The sequence below is a fragment of the Photobacterium profundum genome (assembly GCF_003026285.1).
Lineage (GTDB): Bacteria > Pseudomonadota > Gammaproteobacteria > Enterobacterales > Vibrionaceae > Photobacterium > Photobacterium profundum.
On sequence record NZ_PYOD01000004.1, the window covers coordinates 336,583 to 356,277 of the forward strand.

Annotated in this window: 20 protein-coding genes; 12 read left to right on the forward strand and 8 right to left on the reverse strand. The window is 40.9% G+C overall.

The window, feature by feature from the left end; translation table 11 throughout:
- Positions 1 to 24: 24 nt before the first annotated feature.
- From C9J48_RS13565 to C9J48_RS13575, 3 genes are all read left to right on the forward strand, one after another.
- Positions 25 to 423, forward strand: coding sequence for a hypothetical protein (locus C9J48_RS13565; RefSeq protein WP_006230296.1), 399 nt, complete (start codon positions 25 to 27; stop codon positions 421 to 423).
- Positions 424 to 615: 192 nt separating this feature from the next.
- Entirely contained in the window at positions 616 to 858 is a 243-nt protein-coding gene (locus tag C9J48_RS13570) for a hypothetical protein (protein WP_006230295.1), read from the forward strand.
- A gap of 88 nt (positions 859 to 946) precedes the next feature.
- Positions 947 to 1,177 (forward strand): hypothetical protein, encoded by a 231-nt coding sequence (locus tag C9J48_RS13575; RefSeq protein ID WP_006230294.1) that lies wholly within the window; start codon positions 947 to 949, stop codon positions 1,175 to 1,177.
- A 105-nt stretch (positions 1,178 to 1,282) separates the two neighbouring features.
- Here the strand turns inward: C9J48_RS13575 and C9J48_RS13580 are convergent, their stop codons facing one another.
- From C9J48_RS13580 to C9J48_RS13590, 3 genes are read right to left on the reverse strand one after another with little or no spacing between them, the layout of a single operon-like run.
- Positions 1,283 to 1,957, reverse strand: a complete 675-nt coding sequence (locus tag C9J48_RS13580; protein ID WP_006230293.1) for a 3-oxoacid CoA-transferase subunit B — start codon at positions 1,955 to 1,957, stop codon at positions 1,283 to 1,285.
- A 1-nt stretch (position 1,958) separates the two neighbouring features.
- Positions 1,959 to 2,612: a CoA transferase subunit A gene (locus C9J48_RS13585; RefSeq protein WP_006230292.1), complete on the reverse strand. Its 654-nt coding sequence runs from the start codon at positions 2,610 to 2,612 to the stop codon at positions 1,959 to 1,961.
- Positions 2,613 to 2,639: 27 nt separating this feature from the next.
- A complete protein-coding gene (locus tag C9J48_RS13590) occupies positions 2,640 to 3,851 on the reverse strand; it encodes an acetyl-CoA C-acetyltransferase (protein WP_006230291.1) in 1,212 nt (403 codons plus the stop codon).
- 174 nt (positions 3,852 to 4,025) lie between these two features.
- On the opposite strand from C9J48_RS13590, the gene C9J48_RS13595 reads away from it, so the two are divergent.
- The 3 genes from C9J48_RS13595 (at position 4,026) to C9J48_RS13605 (ending at position 6,689) form a co-directional block, all read left to right on the forward strand.
- The gene (locus C9J48_RS13595; protein WP_006230290.1) at positions 4,026 to 4,916 is read left to right on the forward strand and encodes a TIM barrel protein; all 891 of its coding nucleotides are present in this window, start codon (positions 4,026 to 4,028) and stop codon (positions 4,914 to 4,916) included.
- Positions 4,917 to 4,973: 57 nt separating this feature from the next.
- On the forward strand, positions 4,974 to 5,732 hold the full coding sequence (locus C9J48_RS13600) for a sulfite exporter TauE/SafE family protein (protein ID WP_006230289.1): 759 nt from the start codon (positions 4,974 to 4,976) through the stop codon (positions 5,730 to 5,732).
- Between the two features lie 213 nt (positions 5,733 to 5,945).
- Positions 5,946 to 6,689, forward strand: a complete 744-nt coding sequence (locus tag C9J48_RS13605; RefSeq protein WP_006230288.1) for an oligogalacturonate-specific porin KdgM family protein — start codon at positions 5,946 to 5,948, stop codon at positions 6,687 to 6,689.
- A 68-nt stretch (positions 6,690 to 6,757) separates the two neighbouring features.
- On the opposite strand, the gene C9J48_RS13610 is transcribed toward C9J48_RS13605, so the two are convergent.
- Positions 6,758 to 7,405, reverse strand: coding sequence for a MurR/RpiR family transcriptional regulator (locus tag C9J48_RS13610; protein WP_006230287.1), 648 nt, complete (start codon positions 7,403 to 7,405; stop codon positions 6,758 to 6,760).
- A 172-nt stretch (positions 7,406 to 7,577) separates the two neighbouring features.
- On the opposite strand from C9J48_RS13610, the gene C9J48_RS13615 reads away from it, so the two are divergent.
- The 6 genes from C9J48_RS13615 (at position 7,578) to C9J48_RS13640 (ending at position 15,751) form a co-directional block, all read left to right on the forward strand.
- Positions 7,578 to 8,984 carry a PTS fructose transporter subunit IIC gene (locus C9J48_RS13615; RefSeq protein WP_006230286.1) on the forward strand — a complete coding sequence of 469 codons (1,407 nt, stop codon included), beginning with the start codon at positions 7,578 to 7,580 and terminating at the stop codon, positions 8,982 to 8,984.
- A 65-nt stretch (positions 8,985 to 9,049) separates the two neighbouring features.
- Positions 9,050 to 11,674: a glycoside hydrolase family 38 N-terminal domain-containing protein gene (locus tag C9J48_RS13620; protein WP_006230285.1), complete on the forward strand. Its 2,625-nt coding sequence runs from the start codon at positions 9,050 to 9,052 to the stop codon at positions 11,672 to 11,674.
- A gap of 19 nt (positions 11,675 to 11,693) precedes the next feature.
- Entirely contained in the window at positions 11,694 to 13,397 is a 1,704-nt protein-coding gene (locus C9J48_RS13625; protein WP_006230284.1) for a sugar phosphorylase, read from the forward strand.
- A gap of 1 nt (position 13,398) precedes the next feature.
- Complete coding sequence (locus tag C9J48_RS13630) at positions 13,399 to 13,986, forward strand: fructose PTS transporter subunit IIA (protein ID WP_006230283.1); 588 nt, start codon at positions 13,399 to 13,401, stop codon at positions 13,984 to 13,986.
- Between the two features lie 263 nt (positions 13,987 to 14,249).
- Positions 14,250 to 14,930: a recombinase family protein gene (locus C9J48_RS13635; RefSeq protein ID WP_165481765.1), complete on the forward strand. Its 681-nt coding sequence runs from the start codon at positions 14,250 to 14,252 to the stop codon at positions 14,928 to 14,930.
- A gap of 11 nt (positions 14,931 to 14,941) precedes the next feature.
- Positions 14,942 to 15,751, forward strand: coding sequence for a siderophore-interacting protein (locus tag C9J48_RS13640; protein WP_006230281.1), 810 nt, complete (start codon positions 14,942 to 14,944; stop codon positions 15,749 to 15,751).
- Between the two features lie 71 nt (positions 15,752 to 15,822).
- On the opposite strand, the gene C9J48_RS13645 is transcribed toward C9J48_RS13640, so the two are convergent.
- Genes C9J48_RS13645 through C9J48_RS13660 form a run of 4 tightly spaced genes read right to left on the reverse strand, consistent with a single transcriptional unit; the run spans position 15,823 to position 19,450 of the window.
- The gene (locus tag C9J48_RS13645; RefSeq protein WP_006230280.1) at positions 15,823 to 16,584 is read right to left on the reverse strand and encodes an iron ABC transporter ATP-binding protein; all 762 of its coding nucleotides are present in this window, start codon (positions 16,582 to 16,584) and stop codon (positions 15,823 to 15,825) included.
- 2 nt (positions 16,585 to 16,586) lie between these two features.
- Positions 16,587 to 17,537, reverse strand: a complete 951-nt coding sequence (locus C9J48_RS13650; RefSeq protein WP_006230279.1) for an iron chelate uptake ABC transporter family permease subunit — start codon at positions 17,535 to 17,537, stop codon at positions 16,587 to 16,589.
- Entirely contained in the window at positions 17,530 to 18,489 is a 960-nt protein-coding gene (locus C9J48_RS13655) for an ABC transporter permease (RefSeq protein WP_006230278.1), read from the reverse strand. The genes C9J48_RS13650 and C9J48_RS13655 overlap by 8 nt, the downstream gene beginning before the upstream one ends.
- Positions 18,490 to 18,535: 46 nt before the next feature.
- Positions 18,536 to 19,450, reverse strand: coding sequence for a siderophore ABC transporter substrate-binding protein (locus tag C9J48_RS13660; RefSeq protein WP_006230277.1), 915 nt, complete (start codon positions 19,448 to 19,450; stop codon positions 18,536 to 18,538).
- Positions 19,451 to 19,695 lie beyond the last annotated feature (245 nt).

Below are 19,695 nucleotides of genomic sequence, written 5' to 3' on the forward strand. Positions count from 1 at the left end.
TTGTTTGCTAACTGAGTAGGAATTATGAAAGTTAAAGTATTTTTTTCGTGGTTTCAAGCATTGAGTCTGACTATTTTGTTGTCGCTGAGTTCTGGGCTAAATGCAGAGTCTATTCATAAAAATGGTCATTTGAACTTTCAAGAGTTTGCTGAAATTTGTCTTGAAGGCGAGGCTGATGCCAGAGATGGTGCAGAATATGAGGTCTGGTGTGAGTTGTATCTCGCAGGATATGCTCAGGCTCTTGTTGAAAGTAAAACGGATAATATTTGTATATCACAAGAGCTCAATTGGTTAGACAAACTTAGATGGGATTTCGTCTATTGGTATTATCAGAATAAAGCGAAGCACCAGAACTCTTTAGCGAGTGGTATGTTGGCATTTTTCCAAGAAAAATATGGATGTGGAACCAACCAGTCTGAATAGACAGCGTTGATTTGTTCACCATAAGAACTGATGTGTAAATCATAGAAAGGCTGCCAGTAGGTGGCTTTTTTTTACGTTATAAGAGCGTGATTTTTATTTTATCTTTTACCCTTGACCTTCCCGTAACTGTAAGGATTAAGCTCTTTCCATACCATCGAGACATTAGATTAAAACGCCTAAGAAGGTAACGCTATGAACCAGACAATTACAATGTTCTTTTTAGGAGTCTCGGTATTAGTAGGTTTAGCTTTTGCAAATTTTCTCATCATCGACGTTATGCCGCAGAAAGGCGGTGTATGGGGTGTTGTAGAGGTAAATGATATACCACAAGCGGCTATGGATGTTGTCGTTACACAGGAATTGGCTGGTAAAGGTATGCACTCTAAGGTAATGACAACCATTAAAAGCTCAGGCGTGAAAATGATGGACTGCTAGCGTGGGCAACTAACAACGTATAGCAGAAAAATTGAACATAAAAGTACAAGTAAGTTAAAAAACCAAAAAGATGAAGGTTAATATCACCATGAAAATGAACACTAAAAAGCTATGTAAAATAATCTGTGCACTGTGTTTAGGAATACCGGTAGCGTACTTTCTTTTTCTTGGTAACTTTACGCTTGCCGCTCTCAGCGGAATAGCCATCCAGTTGATTTTCTGCGGTGCAATGATGTTTATGATGATGAAAATGATGGGCTGTAACGATAAGAAAGACAAAGCACAAGACGATGGCGACCTGATTAAAGATACTGAGTGAGAATAGAACAATAAGTTAATAAAGAAAGTTATCAGCGAAGACTAACTTTCTTATCAGTATCAGTATCAGTAGAGTTAGGTGTGTTTTAGACATCCGTTATTTTAGCTATTGCTTGGGGAAGGCGATGATTTTTAAATTATCTGCAATGATTAACGTTGCTTCAGTCGCCTGTTGAACCTCTTCGACCGTATATTCTGGGGCAATTTCTGTTAATAGCATCCCTTCTGGTGTTATTTCAATAACACCCATTTCAGTGATGATCATATTAACTTGATGGGTGGCTGTTAGCGGCAATGTGCAGTGGTTTAATAGCTTATGTTTGCCTCTCGCTGTGTGCTCCATTGATACAATCACTTTCTTAGCACCCACCACAAGATCCATCGCGCCACCCATGCCGGGAACCATCTTGCCCGGTATAATCCAGTTAGCTAGATTACCTTGTTCATCAACCTGCAATGCACCCAAAACGGTGACATCAACATGACCACCACGAATAATCGCAAATGAGTCGGCACTATTGAAGTAGCTCGCGCCTGCTGCTGCGGTAATAGGTTGTCCGCCTGCGTTAACCAAATCAGGGTCGGTATTGGTAATATCAGCTAAGCCTGCAATGCCGAGTAGCCCGTTTTCAGATTGTAAAATCAGTTCGATATCACAATCAATTTCATTGGCAACAAGAGACGGCATTCCGATGCCTAAATTCACCACATCACCATCGTTCAGCTCTTGTGCCACACGCCATGCGATATTGCGACGAATTTGATGCTTATCTAGTGCCATATTATTTTCCTCCCTGATAAACATAATCAACGAACAAACCTGGAGTATGAACGCATTCTGGTTCTATCTGACCTACATCGACGAGCGCTTCAGCTTCGACTATGACTAAGTCAGCCGCGGTTGCCATTAACGGGTTGAAATTTTGAGTGGTCTTTTTGTAAAATACATTGCCTTTGGTATCGACAATAGAACCCCGAATAAAGGCTAAATCAGCACGAAGGGGCTTCTCTAATAAGAAATCTTCACCATCTACTGTGATAACTTGTTTGTTTTCCGCAACGAGTGTGCCTAAGCCTGTTGGTGTTAGAATGCCACCGAGACCTGCGCCTCCCGCCCGAATTCTTTCGGCTAATGTACCTTGTGGTACTAACTCAACATCGAGTTCACTGGCATTCATTTGGTTGCCGGTTTCTGGGTTGGTTCCAACATGCGATGCGAACAGCTTCTTGATTCGGCGTTCTGAAATAAGTCGACCTGAACCTGTAATTGGGGTGCCAGTATCGGTGGTGATCAAGGTGATATCTTTGATGTTATGTGCAAGTAAAATATCAATTAAGCCTTCAGGGGCGCCATTTGCCATGAACCCCCCGATCATGATTGTCATGCCGTCATGGAGTTTGTTGGCGATAGCTTCTGCTGAAATCATTTTTTTCATGTTGTGTTCCTTTCTACATTCTTAGGCTTATTTCGAGCAACGACGAACGATAACGGCTGTGCCCATACCACCGCCTATACATAGCGATGCCAATCCATACTCTTTGTTTTGACGTTCTAATTCATAGATAAGGCTAACGAGAATACGGTTGCCTGAGGAACCTAACGGATGCCCAAGTGCGATGGCACCACCGTTATGATTAGTGCGATCTAATATCCACTGTTGATCGATGTCGTGTTGTTCGGCTAATTGTTTAACCACGCCGAGTGCTTGCGCTGCAAACGCTTCATTTAATTCAAAGTATTCAATATTACTTAGCGATAATTGGGTTTTATCGAGTACATTCGCAATTGCAGGTACAGGCCCTAGTCCCATAACATCAGGTGAAACCCCAGCTTGGCCGTAACCCACAATTTCAGCAATAGGTTCTAATTGGTAACGTTCAACCGCTGATTTAGATGCCAGAATAATCGCCGCAGCACCATCATTAATACCTGATGCATTACCTGCTGTTACTGTTCCATCTTTCTTGAAGGCTGGACGTAAGTTAGCGAGCGATTCTGTTGTGGTATCCGTTTTTGGGTATTCATCGGTTTCAATGCAATTTTGTTGGCGACGGTGAGTTACATTTACAGGCTCTATTTCAGTTTTAAAGCCATGACTTTCTAGTGCTATTGCTGCGTTTTTTTGGCTAGAGAGGGCAAAAGCATCTTGTTCTTCTCGCGATATATTGAGTTTTTCAGCGATATTTTCAGCAGTAATACCCATGTGATATTGATTAAATACATCGGTTAGCCCGTCTTTAATAATACTGTCTTCAATGGTTTGGTTACCCATTCGAACACCAGCACGCATTTGATAAGGCTGTAAAAAAGGGGCTTGAGACATATTTTCCATTCCACAAGCCACAATAATTTCAGCATCACCTGAACGAATATGGCTAGCAGCATCCATGACTGTTTTCATGCCGCTACCGCAAATCATGTTAAGGGTATAAGCGGGCACCGTGTCGGGAATACCTGCGGCGATTGCAGCTTGTCTGCCTGGCCCCATGCCGATACCTGCACTTAATACATTACCCACAATCACTTCGTCGATAAGCGTTGGGTCAAGTTGGCACTGATTCAATGCCCCGCGAATGGCAATGGCACCCAGTTCTGGCGCAGGTACAGGGGCTAGAGAGCCGTTAAAACTGCCAATAGGAGTACGCTTTGCAGCTACGATGTAAATGGGTTCCATAACTTCATCCTGTTTTCATGGATTATCGAATACAGATTCAGTGTAAAAGGATGTTTGATTTGGGTGTTATAGCCATAAGCTCAAACCCGGTTTGCAAAAATGCAAACCGCTATGCGAGAAAAAGTCCGTATAGTAGAAATGGTCAAAAATTCCTGTATATAAAAGGAGTAGAACATGAGTTATTTGATTGCGTGTGCACCTTGCTGCTGGGGTGTAGAGTCGGCTGATAACCCTCATAATCCAGATTGGATGCATGTATTACATGAAACCAATGAGGCTGGCTTTGCGGGATTAGAACTTGGCCCATATGGCTTTATGCCGCTAGATGCTGATTCAGTGAGTACGGCTTTATTTTTGAAACAACTGGAGATTTGTGCAGGAACGATTTTCGAACCGTTATCTGATATTGATAGCCAAATTAACATACTCAATAAAACAAAAACGCTGTGTGCTTTATTACAAAAAATCGGTGCCGATAAGTTGGTTGTTATCGATTGTGTGAATGATGTTCGTAGTCAGTTTGCAGGGCTAAGCGATTTAGCGCCACGGTTAGAAAATGGTAAATGGTCGGTGATGATGAATACTATTCGCCAGATCAGTGCGATTGCTAAAGCATTTGATATTCGTGCGGTTGTTCACCCCCATGCTGGTGGCTATATCGAATATGAAGATGAAGTCGACCGTATGTTGGCAGAATTGACGCATGATGAAGTAGGGCTATGCCTTGATACGGGTCACTTATATTATGCAGGAATGGATCCCGCGAAGAGTTTGAAGCAGTATGCGAATCGGTTAGATTACGTGCACTTTAAAGATGTAAATGATGCTGTATTGCGCAGTGTTATTGAATCTCGGGTTGGTTTTTGGCAAGCATGTGCTGATGGAGTGATGTGTCCGATTGGTGAAGGTGCTGTTGATTATGATGCTGTTCAACAAGTGTTGACTGAAATTGGTTACACCGGGTGGATCACCATAGAGCAAGAGCGCGATCCTCGTAATTCATCCACAACGCTGCCTGATATAAAGCGCAGTCGTAAGTACTTAGCTAAAAGAGGTTTTGGCTAGGATTGAACTGTTAAGAAACAGCTCTTTTGTCTTTATGATCGTAGATGGATAAATTATATGATCGTTTCCGATCCTTGGTTTTATGTTACTGCAGTTCCAGCAGTATTGATCTATGGGATCGGTAAAGGTGGTTTGGGCGGCGCATTAGGTATTATTGCCGTTCCATTAATGGCATTAACAATTGCTCCCACTCAAGCTGCCGCGATTCTTTTACCCATCTTATGTTTAATGGATGTCTTTGCGATAAAAGAGCATTACCGACATGCAGATTATACTCAGATCAAGTTAATGCTACCCGGCGCGGTGGTAGGGGTTGTACTTGCTGGTTTATTTTTGAGTGTTACGCCGGAAGCGGGATTGAAATTGTTAATAGGTGGCTTATCACTTTTGTTTTGTTTACAGTACATTGCCTCTAGAAACAAAGTAAAGAAAAAACTGGGAGTGGTATCGGGTGTAATAACTGCTTGGTTTTGGAGTGTGCTTAGCGGTTTTTCGAGTACAGCCATTCATGCTGGTGGCGGCCCCGCGAGTATTTATTTGTTACCGTTAAAGCTTGATAAAGTCGTGCTTGTTGCGACTATGGCTGTGCTGTTTGGCATTATCAATTTATTTAAATTAGTACCTTACACATTACTCGGCGAGTTTGATCAAACCAATCTATTAACCGCGCTCGTATTAATGCCGCTAGCCCCTGTTGGGGTAAAATTAGGTATTAAAATATTGCACCGCGTTAGCCAAGATTTGATATATAAATTGTGTTACTTCTTTTTATTTTTATCTGGCAGTAAATTATTTTGGGATGGACTTGCGTTGTAACGCACAGTTTCATAATCAGACGCAACGTTGTTGGGTGGTACGAAAGTATTTCTCCTCAGAATCCCATTTTTGCTCCTCAAAAGTGTGATTTAAATTCAACTCGAATCTTCATACAGCGAATGTACGATAATACTTTTTACAGTCAGAAGAATTAGGTTTTATATGAGCGCTTAAATAATTCTATTTTTATAAAACACTTTATAAAGGTTAAATATGAAAGCGAAAAGCCTACTATTTACAGCTATCTTGGCTGTTACTTCTGCTTCTACTGTTGCGAGTGAAACGAAACTTGATGTTCGGTTTGGTAACAATACTAATTCTGATATTAAAGATAGCCGTGTAAAGTTTATGCACACTTTTGACTCAGGGTTTTATTTCAGTGCAGAGGCTGCACAGATTCATAATGATGGTTATTTTGCAGGTAATGATTCAAATGATCCGGATACTAATGGGTTAAAAGCAGCCGCACAAGAATTTGAAGCTACGTATAAATTCCAGATTAATGATGATTGGTTTTGGTCTCCAGGCTTAGTTATGGTCACAGCCCCGAATTGGACAGAATATCGCCCTTATTTAAAGCTTGGGACAGTATTTGATAATGGATTATCGGTAACCAGTCGTTACCGCTACAATTGGTCGAATGATGCGAACGGTAAAAACAAACTTGATGGTAGTGGAACGACGCGTGGTGCATCAAACCAGTTCGATCTTTGGTTATCGAAGAGCTTTGGTGATGTTGGGCTGATGTATAACCCTCGCTACCGATTCCAAGATGGTGTCGATCAAGGCACAGGGCGAGATGATTATTGGGAGCATACGGTAATGGTTAATTACAAGTTAAATGAGACTTGGACGCCTTACATGGAATTAGTCTCTGTCGACGAAACTTATGTTGATGAAAATGGTAAGCGAGAAAATGATTATGCTATTCGTTTGGGGTTTGTTATGACTTTATAGTGTTTAATATTTAAAACTAAGACAACGAATGATTAAGAGCTGCTAATGTGCAGCTCTTTAGTAAAAGATTAAAATTCTAATAACTCTTTTCCAATTTTATCGACTATTTCCAATATATGAATTTGTGACTCTCTGCGATAAAGTGATATACCATCTACTTGGTCTTTCAATGGTACATTTGAATGACTTGCCTGATCAAGACTTGAGCCTTTGTGGCTTATTCCCAATATTTTTAAACCTTTCCTCTTGGCATTGTATGCCATTTCAATAACCGCTTTTGTTTCGCCTGATTTACTGATTAATAGCACTGTGCCCAGTTCTGCCCGGGTGAGCTGATGAATATCAGTGATAACAAGGTGGGGTACGTTTGCTAGAGACAAAAAGCGAGATAAGTAGTTTACACTCACAATTGAGGCGCCCCGAGAGTAGAGGTAAACAACTGGAGAGTGTTTTAGTGCATCTGCAATAATACTGATTTGCTGTTGTTCTTGAACGCTTTCAACAGGTGTTAATATTTGCTCTTTTAACTCATTGGCAAGCTTATAACGCATTTCAGTATAGCTTGCATACCCCATTTTTTTGCAGACACGGTTAACCGATGTGGTTGTTGTTAGTGCCTTATTCGCGATAGTTTTGGCTGATATTTCATGAAGTTCACTTGCATGACTGATCAAGTATTCGTAAATGCTACGTTCTATGCCTCTGAAAGTGTTCATTGAACTCTATTGTTATTGAGGAAATTGTTGATATTACGCTTGAAAAACGCCGTAAAGTCTTTGACATGTATCACAGAAGTATCGTGATACATGAGTAGTACCACGAAACTATATCTGAGCATATTTATACTTCTTATACTGGTGGCAATTGTTAAGAACAAGAAGAAAAATGATGACTAAGAAAAAACTGGTTGCAGTCACTGCTTGTCCTACGGGGATTGCACATACCTTTATGGCTGCAAAAAAAATTCAAAGCTGGGCTGAAAAGCAGGGCTATGAAGTAAAAGTTGAAACGCAAGGTAGTGATGGTGTGAAAAATAGGCTCACGGCTCATGATATTGCAACAGCTGATGGGGTTGTGCTTGCTATAGATGTGCCAATTATGGATATGGAACGTTTTGATAACGCCAATCCATTAAATGTACGCACTCAAGAATTGATTAAGCATGTAGATGCTTTGTTACCAACAGTATTTACGCGTGGTAAAGAGAAGTCTGATGCTGCGAGTGATTTGCCTTTTGAACAAAAACGTTCTGCTTATCAAGTGGCTATAGGGCATATCATGACAGGTATTAGCTATATGCTACCTGTGGTGGTTTTGGGCGGTCTATTGATGGCTGTTGCTAAAATTACGGGTGAGTTTGTTGATATTTCAGGCACGCCAATTGAAACTTTAGATAAATTAGGCTTCATGACAATGAAGTTTATGTATCCAATATTTGCGGCCTATCTTGCATATTCAATTGCGGGAAAACCCGCGTTGGTGCCAGCTTTTATTGGCGGTATTATGACTGATGAGGTGTATAAGCGCTTCTTCGATCTGGAAGGTTGGGCACCATCGGGATTCTTTGGTGCCATCGCAATTGGTTTTCTTGTTGGCTACTTAGTCCGCTATCTGAACGATACGATCAAAGTAAAGACGGAACTGACAACCTTAAAAACCATGCTGTTAGTACCTGCGGTTACCGGTGTGGTAATGGTTCTGACGATGGAGTATGCGATAAATCCGTTTTTCGGTGCGGTCAATGTTTCCATGATCAATCTGTTTACAGAGGCAGGTGATGCTGGTCGTGGAATTTACTCGATGGTCATTGCGGCTGGTACTGCTTTCGACCTTGGTGGTCCGATTAATAAAGCGGCAGGTTCTGTAGCGTTGGGCCTTAATGGCATGGGCGATGGTTTCGATCTTATTGCGCGTGAACTGGGTATTGTTATTCCCCCGATTGGTGTTGGTTTAGCGGCATTCTTTGATGGTAGGTTCCGCCCTCGTGTATTTTCTAATGAAGAACAAGCAGTTGGTAAAACATCATTAATGCTGGGTTTAATTGGTATCTCTGAAGGTGCGATTCCGTTCATTCTTAAGAATCCAAAAATGATACCTATTATGATTTTAGGCGCAATCATCGGTACGCAATTAGCGGTAGTTATGGATGTTTATCAAAGCTTGCCGCTACCTGCTGTATGGGGTTGGTTCCTCTCATCAGATCCTGTGAGCTACACCATTTCAGTTATCGCTGGGTCAAGCTTTATTGCAGCAGCTTTATTACTGTGTACTAAGCCGCAAACAGCCAACGCATAACGAGAAAGAGAGGGTTAAGTATTCTAGCCCTCTCTCCCCAATAAAATCATTTTGAGAACGACATCATGGCTAAAGTTCATGTTATTCCCCACACCCACTGGGATCGAGAGTGGTATTTTACGCAGCAAGACAGTGACGTTTTAGCGACTTATAATTTTACTAAAGTTATTGAAACCTTAGAGTGCCAACCAAGTTATGCCTGTTACCATTTAGACGGTCAATCAGCAATCGTTGAAGACTACCTTAAAGTGCTTCCTCATATGCGTGATCGTATGGCTAAGTTGATTGCTGATAAAAAGTTGTTTGTCGGTCCTTGGTATACGCAAACCGATACTTACAATGTGGCTGGTGAATCCATTATCCGTAATTTGAAATACGGTATGCATATCGCGGAACAACTTGGCCATAGTATGAAAGTGGGGTATTTACCCGATACCTTCGGCCATAACGCCCAAATGCCTACACTTTTTAAAGGAATGGGTATCGACAATATTGTTTTTTGGCGTGGTATTGATTACGACCAGCATATCAATAAGTCACACTTTTTCTGGCAATCGACTGGTGGTGATCAAATTCATGCTTATAACTTGGTGCATGGGTATGGTGCGGCAAAAAATATTGTAGCAACGCCTGAACATTTAGATAAAAAAATCTTCCCGATGATAGAGAAAATCAAATCACTGTCTGGCTTGAACGAGGTATTAATTCCCTCTGGTGGTGACCAAGTTAATATTGATCCTGCATTACCAGAAACCCTTGCTGCAGCAACTGAACGCTCACCAAATGGTGATGTGTATGCGATTTCTTCAATGGAAGCATTCATCGATTTCTTGCGACATAACAGTGATGATTTTGAAACTTATCAAGGCGAGTTTAAAGCGCCACGTTATGCTCGAATTCACAAGACGATTGCGTCAGTGCGATATGATATTAAAAAGCTTAATTTTGAAATTGAACAATTCTTACTGAAAAAACTTGAAGTTGTGGTAGCTATTGCTAAGTCACAGGGGATTACCGTTCACACTGAGCTAATAGATCTTGCATGGAAGAAGATTCTTGAGTGCCATGCCCATGATAGTATCGGCGGCTGTAATAGTGATGCGACTAACGCAGATATCATGCACCGCTTAAAACAAGCACAAGAGATTTGTCATGGTTTATTCAACTTAGTTGTTAAAGAAATTGCGAGCACTTGTCATGACAATGACGTGATGATTTTCAACGGTCAAATTACTGCATATTCTGGCCTTGTTAAGGTTGTTGCATTTAGCCACAGCGACAATATTTTGCTGACAGATGGCGATAAAATACTGCCTATTGAAGTACTGAGCCGCGAGACACTAGATGGCGGTAAGGTGATAGAAGTAACCAAAGATGGTGAGAAAGAAGTTCCGGTTCCACCATACTATCGCTTCGAACTGAATGTGACGGTTGATAGGTTACCTGCAATGGGGTATCAGGTTTTCCAACTTGTTGAAGGCTCTGAATCAAATGTTCAGGTCACGGTTTGTGAGCAACAAGTAATTGAAAATCAGTTGCTGCTTGTGGAGTGGAAAGAAGGGCAAATTCACCTTCAAGATAAGCAAAGCGGGCGCACTATTTCGCAATTGCTGACATTTGAAGAGCAAGCCGATAATGGGGACTCGTATGATTTCTCTCCATTGGAGAGTGACTCACCAATATATAATCAATCTATCGATTGGGTTGAAACACAGGTTGGTGAAACACAACAAGTAATGAGGTTGCGCGTAGCTCTAGATGTGCCAGTAGATTTAGCTAACCGTGAAAATAAGCATAATCAAACCCAAGCAGTATTCGATATTCAGTTAACGCTAGTGCAAGGCTACTCTCAGCTTCATGTTGATATTGTTACCCTCAATCAAGCCAAAGATCACCGTGTACGGGTGCTGATTAACTCTGATGTTCAAACCAGTACATCTATTAGCACGCAAGCTTTTGCATTGATGGAACGTCCTGTTGCACCAAGTATTGATGGGTGGCGCGATACGTATCGTGAATGTCCTATCGATATTGAGACGACAGACGGAGCTGTTGCTATCGAGCAGCAAGACCGAGCATTGGTTGTGAATGGTCGAGGGCTGAAAGAGTTTCAAATCCTTAAAGGTGCTCAAAACGATAAAGTAGCCTTAACGCTATTTAAATCGACAGGCGCATTAGGTAAAGATGACCTTTTATGGCGTCCTGGGCGGGCATCTGGTATCAACAATACTGTTGTACATACGCCGGATGCTCAGCTGCAAAAATCAATGCAATTTAGTTTTGCGATTGCCCTTACCCGCAATGCAAGCCACGGTACTGTTCGAGAACAAGAACGACAATACCTTGATGCTCCTTTTAGCTATCAAAAACAGAGTCTAAATAATTTTGAAAATCGTTTAGAGCGCTTCCAAGTCCGATTTGATCAGCGTGAAAGCGTCAACCGCGTCAGCTTATTTGAAGTGGCACAGTCGCTGGAGATTTCTAGTGTTGGTCATTCTTTCTATCGCGATAATGCTGTGATTCTACGATTATTTAATGCAACGGATAGTAATATTGATCTCGCGTTATCTTCTTTTGATCATTTCTCTCTTGTCGAACGAGTGAATTACCGTGAACAATTGATAGAAGACGATATGGTCGTTCGACCTAATAACAGCATTGATTTACGTCTTACTTTTCAGACCCACTAACGACTGGAGTTTAGTTATCATGATTGAACAAGCAATTTTAAATAAAGTCGCTAAGTTGTATGGTGAGCCTGATGCGCAAACGATCACTAATGACATTATTACACTCATAGAAAAATGGAAACCACATGCTGCTCAATTTCCCAATTGGGTCGATGAAAGCACCTCTTATCTCATCACTTATGGGGATAGCTTTGGTCGTGGTGATGAAAAAACACTGTTTACAATGAAAGTGTTTGCTGAAAAATATTTACAAGAAGCAATCAGTAATATCCATATATTACCTATGTTTCCATATACATCTGACGATGGTTTTAGTGTTGTCGATTATCGCCAAGTTGATCCTAATCTTGGAAGCTGGGCGGATCTGAATGCACTTTCTACACATTTCGATTTAATGTACGACTGTGTAATTAATCATATATCGAAGAGTAGTGATTGGTTCCAGCAGTATTTAGCGGGTAATAAAAATTACAAAGATTACTTTGTTGAGTCTGATCCCAGCTTTGATTATTCAAGTGTTACGCGCCCCCGCGCTTTGCCACTTTTAACGCCATTTAAAAAGGCGTCAGGTGATGTTACTCATGTCTGGACGACATTCTCTGATGATCAAATCGATATCAACTTTAAGAGCCCCAAAATTCTGATTGAAAGTATTGATATCTTACTGATGTATGCAGCCAATGGTGGGCGTTCAATCCGCTTAGATGCTATTGGCTTTATTTGGAAAGTGCTGGGAACAAGTTGTATTCATCTGCCGCAAGCTCATGAAATTATAAAATTATGGCGAATAGTGTTAGATGAAGTGATGCCGGGTTCACTTTTAATTACTGAAACCAATGTGCCGCACCAAGAGAATATTGCGTATTTTGGTAGTGATGATGAAGCACACATGGTGTATCAGTTTCCATTACCGCCGCTCACGTTACATGCATTTTTGAGTGAAAATAGCCAAGTACTGACTCAATGGGCAACAGCCTTAACGAAAGAGGCAATGGTAAGCCTTAATGCAGGGCGAAAAAATACGTATTTTAACTTTCTTGCGAGCCACGACGGTATAGGGGTACGCCCAACAGAAGGGATTTTAACTAACTACGATCGCCAAATGATGTGTCAGCAGGTTGAACGCAAAGGCGGGCGTGTTAATTACAAAGATAATGGAGATGGAACACAGTCACCGTACGAGCTAAATATCAATTATTTGAGTGCGATTACTGAACCCAATGACAGCGATGTAATAAAAGCGGATAAATTTTTAGCTGCACAATCTATTTTACTTTCGTTTATCGGCGTGCCTGCGATTTATTACCATAGCCTGCTTGGCAGCGAGAACGACGTACAGGGTATGGTTGATTCAGGTATTAATCGTCGTATTAATCGACAGAAATTCAACCTTGATGAGCTAGAAACTGAGTTGGCTGAAGTTGGCTCATTGCGTGAAAAAGTATACTCGAGAATGGTGCGTTTATTAGCGTTACGCAAACAATACTCAGCATTCTCACCATGTTCGGCGCAACAAGTATTAGCCTTGGGCGATGCTTTGTTTGGTCTTCAGCGTGGTGCAGGCGAGCAAGCTATCCGCTTTGTGGTTAACTTAACGTCTTCAGATCAAAGCGTAGATCTCAACGTGGCAGGTTACGATTTAGTATCTGATGCTAAAAAGGATGCTCAATTTACCCTTAAACCGTATCAATTTGTTTGGTTAACACAGCCATTAGGAATATGAAATGAAACTTGCACAACTGACTTCAAAAAATCTCATTCTTCTTGATGCTGTGTTCGAAGATCGTTTAGAGGCGATCAATGTACTGACTGATAAACTTGAACAAAGCGGAAAGCTGACTGATAAACAGATGTTCCTTGATGCCGTATTGAAACGCGAAGAAGAAGGTCCAACGGCACTGGGTGAATATTTAGCTGTGCCTCATGGTAAATCAGAAGCCGTTACAGAACCTGTGTTTGCTTGTGCCTTGATTAAAGGAGAGTTAATGTGGCAAGGGCTTGATGGTGATGAGCCAGTTAACATGATCTTTCTGCTAGCGATTCCACCAGCAGAAGCCGGATCAACTCATATGGAACTGCTGACCACGTTAACATCATCATTAGTTGATGATGACTTTCGTGAACAGTTACTGCAATCGCGAACAACTGATGATGTCATAACGTTATTTGGTGGTGAAGATGAGCTTAAAGAACAACAAAATGAGCCTGAACAAGCACCTCAACCCATTGCAAAAGACGTTAGTAGCTTAATGTACCCCTTAGTTCTTGGGGGAGGTATATTAATTTCAGCCTTTCTTTTTCTGTTGTTATAAATGTGTTATTTCAAATCCTTCTATTATTACGATGCAAAAAGTAATTAAGTAGCTCAATGTAGTCTTAGAATAGTATACTGCCCTCATGCTCTTTGCTTGAGGGCTCGTTTATATGCATCAGCATTACATTTTTACCAGTACACGACACGCCTAGCTTTCCTCTCTAATTAACATAATATCAATGTTTACACTTGTAATGCTCGATTGTTAGCTATTATTATGGACCACATAACTTAATGAACCATTTATGTGATGAGATGAATATGTCTAACGTTGTCGCTTATGTTCGGTTATCACCAAAATATAAAGATTTTGAAGCGCATGTTTCAGAGATAAAAGATGCATATCCAAATGTAAAACTATTTACAGAAACGGGTATCAAAGGCTATGTACCCGCTGAAGAACGCCCGGTTTTTCAATCGCTTGATGAACAACTACAAGCTGGGGATACCCTTGTAGTATGGTGGATTTCAGCGCTGGGGCGTGACTTTGAATGCTGCAACAACACGATGCGAACCCTTTTAGCTAAGGGTGTTCATATTCAAACGATTAACCAAAGTCTATCTTTTACTCCTGATTGCGTAATGACCGATGTATTAATGAAATTAGTACAAGGTTATGCAGAAGCAGAAAGTAGATATCGACGCGCAGCGGCTGAATTTGGTCGTAAGGCATTACGTGATGATCCTGAAGAATGGAAGGCAAAATTTAGAGGGCGGCGTGCAGATAAAACGCGCCATCAGAAAATTGCGGCCTTGTTGCTTGAAGGCAAAACATTGCAGGTGGTTGCAGACGAAGCGCAGACCAGTATCTCTACAGTAAAACGAGTGAAAGCCAAGTTATCAGAAGCAGGCGAAGTGGGTGATTTGCGACGACGCTATAAGCATCATCATGTTGGACATTGCCAAAATGAAGGCAATAAGCAGAATGAAAATAAAGAATAAGAGAGTAAAAAATGAAGAAGAATTTACCAAAAACACTTGTTGTACTTTCTAATGAAGTTGTTACGCCGAATATGCAGCGAATTACTTTAGGCGGTGATGATGTCAGCTTGTTTCCTGCTGATTGTGCTGGGCAGTACGTTAAATTAATGTTCGCTTCTAATGGTGGCACCGATCTTTCTATACTTGCAGAAGATGAGAAAGCAGTAATACGAACATTCACCATTGGTAGCTTTGATCTTCTGAATCAGTCGATGACAATAGATCTAGTGCGTCATGATATTGATAGTACTCAGCCGCTGAGCCGCGATGCTGGTGGCTATGCGGCTCGTTGGGCACAAGTAGCTGTGAAAGGTGATGTTATTTCTGTTGGCGGTCCACGTCCAATTCAGGGATTTTCTGAACATGCTGACTGGTTCCTAATGGTTGCGGACATGACGTCGCTTACTGCGTTGCAAGTGAAATTGAGTCAATTACCTGAACACGCAAAAGGCTATGTTGTGGTGAGTGTGCAAGTGTTAGAAGACATGCAATCACTTGCGAATATGCCAACGGGCATGCAGCTTGTCGTCCATAGTACCGCTGAGGTTCTTTCCCTTGCACAAAAAGTAAAAACGCTTAACTGGTTAGACGGTGATGTGTCTGTTTGGTGTGCGTGTGAATTCAGCATGATGCGTGAAATGCGTAGTTACATAAATTCCGATAAAGGTATTGAAAGGGCGCAGTGCTATTTTAGTAGTTATTGGAAAAGTGGCGTTACCGAAGATGGACACAAAGTGATTAAACGTCAAGATAATGAAGACCTTAATAAGACGAAGCTATAAGGCTTGAATGGTAATAGTTCGGCTTAATTATCATTATTAAGCCGAAATATTAAGCTGAACGAATAAGAACACTAGCTTCCGTAATAAAGGCAAATACGTTTACCGTTCACTTCTTGAATATCAAAAGGAATATTGTAGATATCTTCCATAATGTTTTTTTGGATTACCTCATGTACTTTACCACTTTTAATCACTTCACCTCTGCGCATCGCGACAATATTATCGGAGTAACAAGAAGAGAAGTTGATATCGTGAATAACAATAACCACGGCTTTTTTAAGCTCGTGAGCAAGTTTTCGCAGCGTTTGCATGATCTCGACCGAGTGTTTGATATCAAGGTTATTTAAGGGTTCATCCAGAAAAATATAGTCAGTGTCTTGTGCTACAACCATAGCAATGAAAGCCATCTGACGTTGACCGCCACTGAGTTGATCAAGGAATTTACCTTGTATATTTTCAATATCTAAATGGTTAAGCGCTTGATCAATAATACGATTATCTTCCGCTTTAAGTCGTCCTTGGCAATGAGGAAATCGCCCAAAAGCCACTAATTCTCGAACAGTGAAGCGCATGTTAACGTTATTAGACTGGCGTAAAACCGCTAAACGTTTAGATAATGCTTGGGTATCCCACTGTGATAAGGGCTTTTCTGCAATCAGCACCTCGCCAGCATCGCTTTCTGTTAAGCGACTAGCCATTGATAGCAACGTACTTTTACCTGCGCCATTAGGACCAATAATAGAGGTGACTTCTCCTAATGGAAATAAAGCATCGGCATTTTTAACAACGAAAGTATCGTTATATTTTTTTGATAATCCAGTTAATTTAATCATGTTTAATCGAACTTATTACGCATTAAAAGAAAGAGAAAGTAGCCACCGCCAACAAAGTTGATGATCACACTAATCGTGGTATCAAAGGCGAAAACCTTTTCAATTAACCATTGCCCACCAACGAGTAAAACGATAGACAACAAGCTAGAAGCAAGCATTAAAAAGCGATGGTGATAACGGCTGAACATTTGGCGCGTCAGACTAACAACAATCAAACCAAAGAATAAAATAGGACCAACTAATGCTGTAGATATTGCAATCATTAGGGTAATCGTCATCATTACCTGCATAGTGACTTTATGCGTGTCTACCCCTAGGCTTTTTGCGTTATCAATACCCAGCCAGAATACATCTAACTTATTGGAAAGTCGGTAAAGGTAGGCAAGGCAAAGTGCAAGCGGCAAGATAGACCAATATACGAGATCACTATTAACGTTATTGAAACTTGCAAACATTGTGTTTTGTAAGTTGGCAAATTCATTAGGGTCGAGCAGCATGGTAAAGAAATTCGCCACACTGCTAAACAAGCTGCCACAAACAATACCAATCAGTAAGAGTGTAAATACGTTGCTGTTTTGACGTCGGAAATAGAGACTGAATAACAGCATAGAGAAACCACTCATAATGGCAGCTGATATTAGAAAGTTGATTTTTGCATCAATAAACCAAACACTCATACTACCGAACATAACCACAATAATGACTTGAATCATGACATAGAGTGAGTCGAAGCCCAGAATTGACGGTGTCAAAATACGGTTGTTGGTAATGGTTTGAAATACCAGTGAAGACGTAGAAATCGCAACTGCTGCCAATATAATCGCGAGTATTTTCGGCAATCTTAGAGAGAGAAAGAAAGCATAGTTTTGCGCATTAAGCCCTTGGCCGATGAAATAGACAATAATTAATACGCTGATTAAAGCCAATGAAAGTACTTTATATGAATCACGCATTCGACTTGTCTCTTAGCACTAAAGTAATAAATACAACACCGCCGAATATACTTATGATCATCGAAATTGGTATTTCATAAGGGAAGATAAGGACGCGTCCAAGAATGTCGCAAGCCAGTACCATAATCACACCCCAGTAGGCGGTCCATGGTAGGTTTCGTCGCATATTGTCACCCATAAAAATAGCGACTAGATTCGGTACAATAAGACCAAGAAAAGGTATTACCCCCACAATCATCACAACCGAAGATGCTAGAACTGCGACGATCAAAACACCGATTAAGATGATCTTCTGGTAATCGAGCCCTATATTTTTTGCAAAGCTTTCACCAACGCTAGCTGCACTGAATTGGCTAGCATAATAGTAGGCAATCATTCCTGCTGGCAGTGCAAGATACAGAAACTCATAGTTACCCTGTAACACCGAGGCAAAGTTAGCGACCGTCCATGCAGACATTGTTTGTACTAGATCAAATCGGTAAGCAATGAAAGTGGTTAACGCAGATACGACATTGCCGTACATGATGCCAATAAGTGGAACCAGTACTGTGTTTTTGAATTTTAATTTTTGCAGAAATCGAACAAAAATTAATGTGCCAACCACAGAAAAAAGGAAAATGATGCCAAGGTTTGCCCATTGGCTTGCACCAGTAAAAAAGACCAAACTTATTACGTAGCCAAGTAGGGCACAATCAACCGTACCTGTGGTAGAGGGGGAGGCGAAGCGATTTTGGCAAATTTGCTGCATGATAAGGCCAGCAACACTTAATCCAGCACCAGCAAGCGCAATAGATAATAAGCGAGGTAGACGACTTGAAAAGAAAATTGTTTGATTTTGAAGGTCGCCACTGATCACGCCTTGAAAACTGATGTCTGCAACACCAATGAAGAGTGACGTTATACTTAGCGTTATTAACGTGATAAAAGCAGATAAAATTTTGATGTTATACATAGGTTATATAATGTGTAAGAGCCCAGAAAAACTGGGCATTCTATGATTATTTATTAGCAGAATTGACATCGTCAATCATGATTTGAGTCGCGTCCATCCCTGCAATGGTGAGATACCAAGCGCTAGGGTTTAAATAAACGATACGGTTATTTTTATAGGCGGGTGTTGACTTCATTAATACGTTATCGAATAAAACTTGTGCTTTACCCGAGCTTTGACCAATGGCACTTTCGCGATCAAGTATGAAGATAACGTCAGGTGCGGCTTCGGCAATAAACTCAAACGAAATCAAATTACCATGCGGATTTTGCGATTCAGAAGTGCGCGCTTCTTGAAAACCAAATTCATCAAAGATGACAGAGAAACGGCTTTTATGTCCAAACATAGAGATGTTATTACCGCTATTCATGATGGCTAATGTCTTGAGGTTTTGGCTCTCAATTTTTTCACGAGTATGCGTAAGCTGCGATTGCGTATTGGTAATAATCGTTTCAACTTGTTCTTCTTTGTCGAAGATTTTGCCTAGCATGCGCCAATTTTTTTGAGTGTCATTCCAATAGTCACCATTATCCACCATATACATGACCGTAGGAGCAATAGAAGACAGGGTTGAATAGGAATCAACCATACGGCTTTCGGCAATAATAATGTCAGGCTTTAGCGTGAAAATGGTTTCAAAATCGACTTCTTTCATGCTGCCTATTGACGTTGTTTCACCTTCGCCGTATTCCTTTAGGTATCCTGGCAGCATGTTAGTAACAACGCCAACAGGCTGAATACCCAGACGATTTAATGTATCTAAACTGCCATGTCCTCCAACCACTACAACACGCTGGGGAGTGTTTTCAAGAGTTACTTTGCCAAGTGAATGTTCGATGGTAATGCTTTCAGCCTGCGCTATAGCACTTAACGTGAAAATGCTAAAAAGAGTCAGTGTTTTTAGGTATGAAGAAAAACGCATTGTCAGATAAACCTAACGCTCAAGGAGTAATAATTCTCATTATTAGAACGCAAACGAGAATGATTTTTATTGACGACGATCATTTTTAAAAGCGTAAGTAGGGTTGTGACTGGGGAAAAGTGTAACGAAATACGTCTAATGTAGAGTTAAGGGCGCTTAAAGCCTGCAATGGGTTCTTTTTCTAGATTCCGTCTAGTGAAAAATATGAACTCAACGGCAGGCTTTATCTGTTTTCCCTTCGTTTT

What these genes read in the sequence shown, in the direction of transcription:
- C9J48_RS13565 (WP_006230296.1), top strand. Translation starts at nt 25, where the DNA reads ATGAAAGTTAAAGTATTTTTTTCGTGGTTTCAAGCATTGAGTCTGACT.
- C9J48_RS13570 (WP_006230295.1), top strand. Translation starts at nt 616, where the DNA reads ATGAACCAGACAATTACAATGTTCTTTTTAGGAGTCTCGGTATTAGTA.
- C9J48_RS13575 (WP_006230294.1), top strand. Translation starts at nt 947, where the DNA reads ATGAAAATGAACACTAAAAAGCTATGTAAAATAATCTGTGCACTGTGT.
- C9J48_RS13580 (WP_006230293.1), bottom strand. Translation starts at nt 1,957, where the DNA reads ATGGCACTAGATAAGCATCAAATTCGTCGCAATATCGCATGGCGTGTG.
- C9J48_RS13585 (WP_006230292.1), bottom strand. Translation starts at nt 2,612, where the DNA reads ATGAAAAAAATGATTTCAGCAGAAGCTATCGCCAACAAACTCCATGAC.
- C9J48_RS13590 (WP_006230291.1), bottom strand. Translation starts at nt 3,851, where the DNA reads ATGGAACCCATTTACATCGTAGCTGCAAAGCGTACTCCTATTGGCAGT.
- C9J48_RS13595 (WP_006230290.1), top strand. Translation starts at nt 4,026, where the DNA reads ATGAGTTATTTGATTGCGTGTGCACCTTGCTGCTGGGGTGTAGAGTCG.
- C9J48_RS13600 (WP_006230289.1), top strand. Translation starts at nt 4,974, where the DNA reads ATGATCGTTTCCGATCCTTGGTTTTATGTTACTGCAGTTCCAGCAGTA.
- C9J48_RS13605 (WP_006230288.1), top strand. Translation starts at nt 5,946, where the DNA reads ATGAAAGCGAAAAGCCTACTATTTACAGCTATCTTGGCTGTTACTTCT.
- C9J48_RS13610 (WP_006230287.1), bottom strand. Translation starts at nt 7,405, where the DNA reads ATGAACACTTTCAGAGGCATAGAACGTAGCATTTACGAATACTTGATC.
- C9J48_RS13615 (WP_006230286.1), top strand. Translation starts at nt 7,578, where the DNA reads ATGACTAAGAAAAAACTGGTTGCAGTCACTGCTTGTCCTACGGGGATT.
- C9J48_RS13620 (WP_006230285.1), top strand. Translation starts at nt 9,050, where the DNA reads ATGGCTAAAGTTCATGTTATTCCCCACACCCACTGGGATCGAGAGTGG.
- C9J48_RS13625 (WP_006230284.1), top strand. Translation starts at nt 11,694, where the DNA reads ATGATTGAACAAGCAATTTTAAATAAAGTCGCTAAGTTGTATGGTGAG.
- C9J48_RS13630 (WP_006230283.1), top strand. Translation starts at nt 13,399, where the DNA reads ATGAAACTTGCACAACTGACTTCAAAAAATCTCATTCTTCTTGATGCT.
- C9J48_RS13635 (WP_165481765.1), top strand. Translation starts at nt 14,250, where the DNA reads ATGTCTAACGTTGTCGCTTATGTTCGGTTATCACCAAAATATAAAGAT.
- C9J48_RS13640 (WP_006230281.1), top strand. Translation starts at nt 14,942, where the DNA reads ATGAAGAAGAATTTACCAAAAACACTTGTTGTACTTTCTAATGAAGTT.
- C9J48_RS13645 (WP_006230280.1), bottom strand. Translation starts at nt 16,584, where the DNA reads ATGATTAAATTAACTGGATTATCAAAAAAATATAACGATACTTTCGTT.
- C9J48_RS13650 (WP_006230279.1), bottom strand. Translation starts at nt 17,537, where the DNA reads ATGCGTGATTCATATAAAGTACTTTCATTGGCTTTAATCAGCGTATTA.
- C9J48_RS13655 (WP_006230278.1), bottom strand. Translation starts at nt 18,489, where the DNA reads ATGTATAACATCAAAATTTTATCTGCTTTTATCACGTTAATAACGCTA.
- C9J48_RS13660 (WP_006230277.1), bottom strand. Translation starts at nt 19,450, where the DNA reads ATGCGTTTTTCTTCATACCTAAAAACACTGACTCTTTTTAGCATTTTC.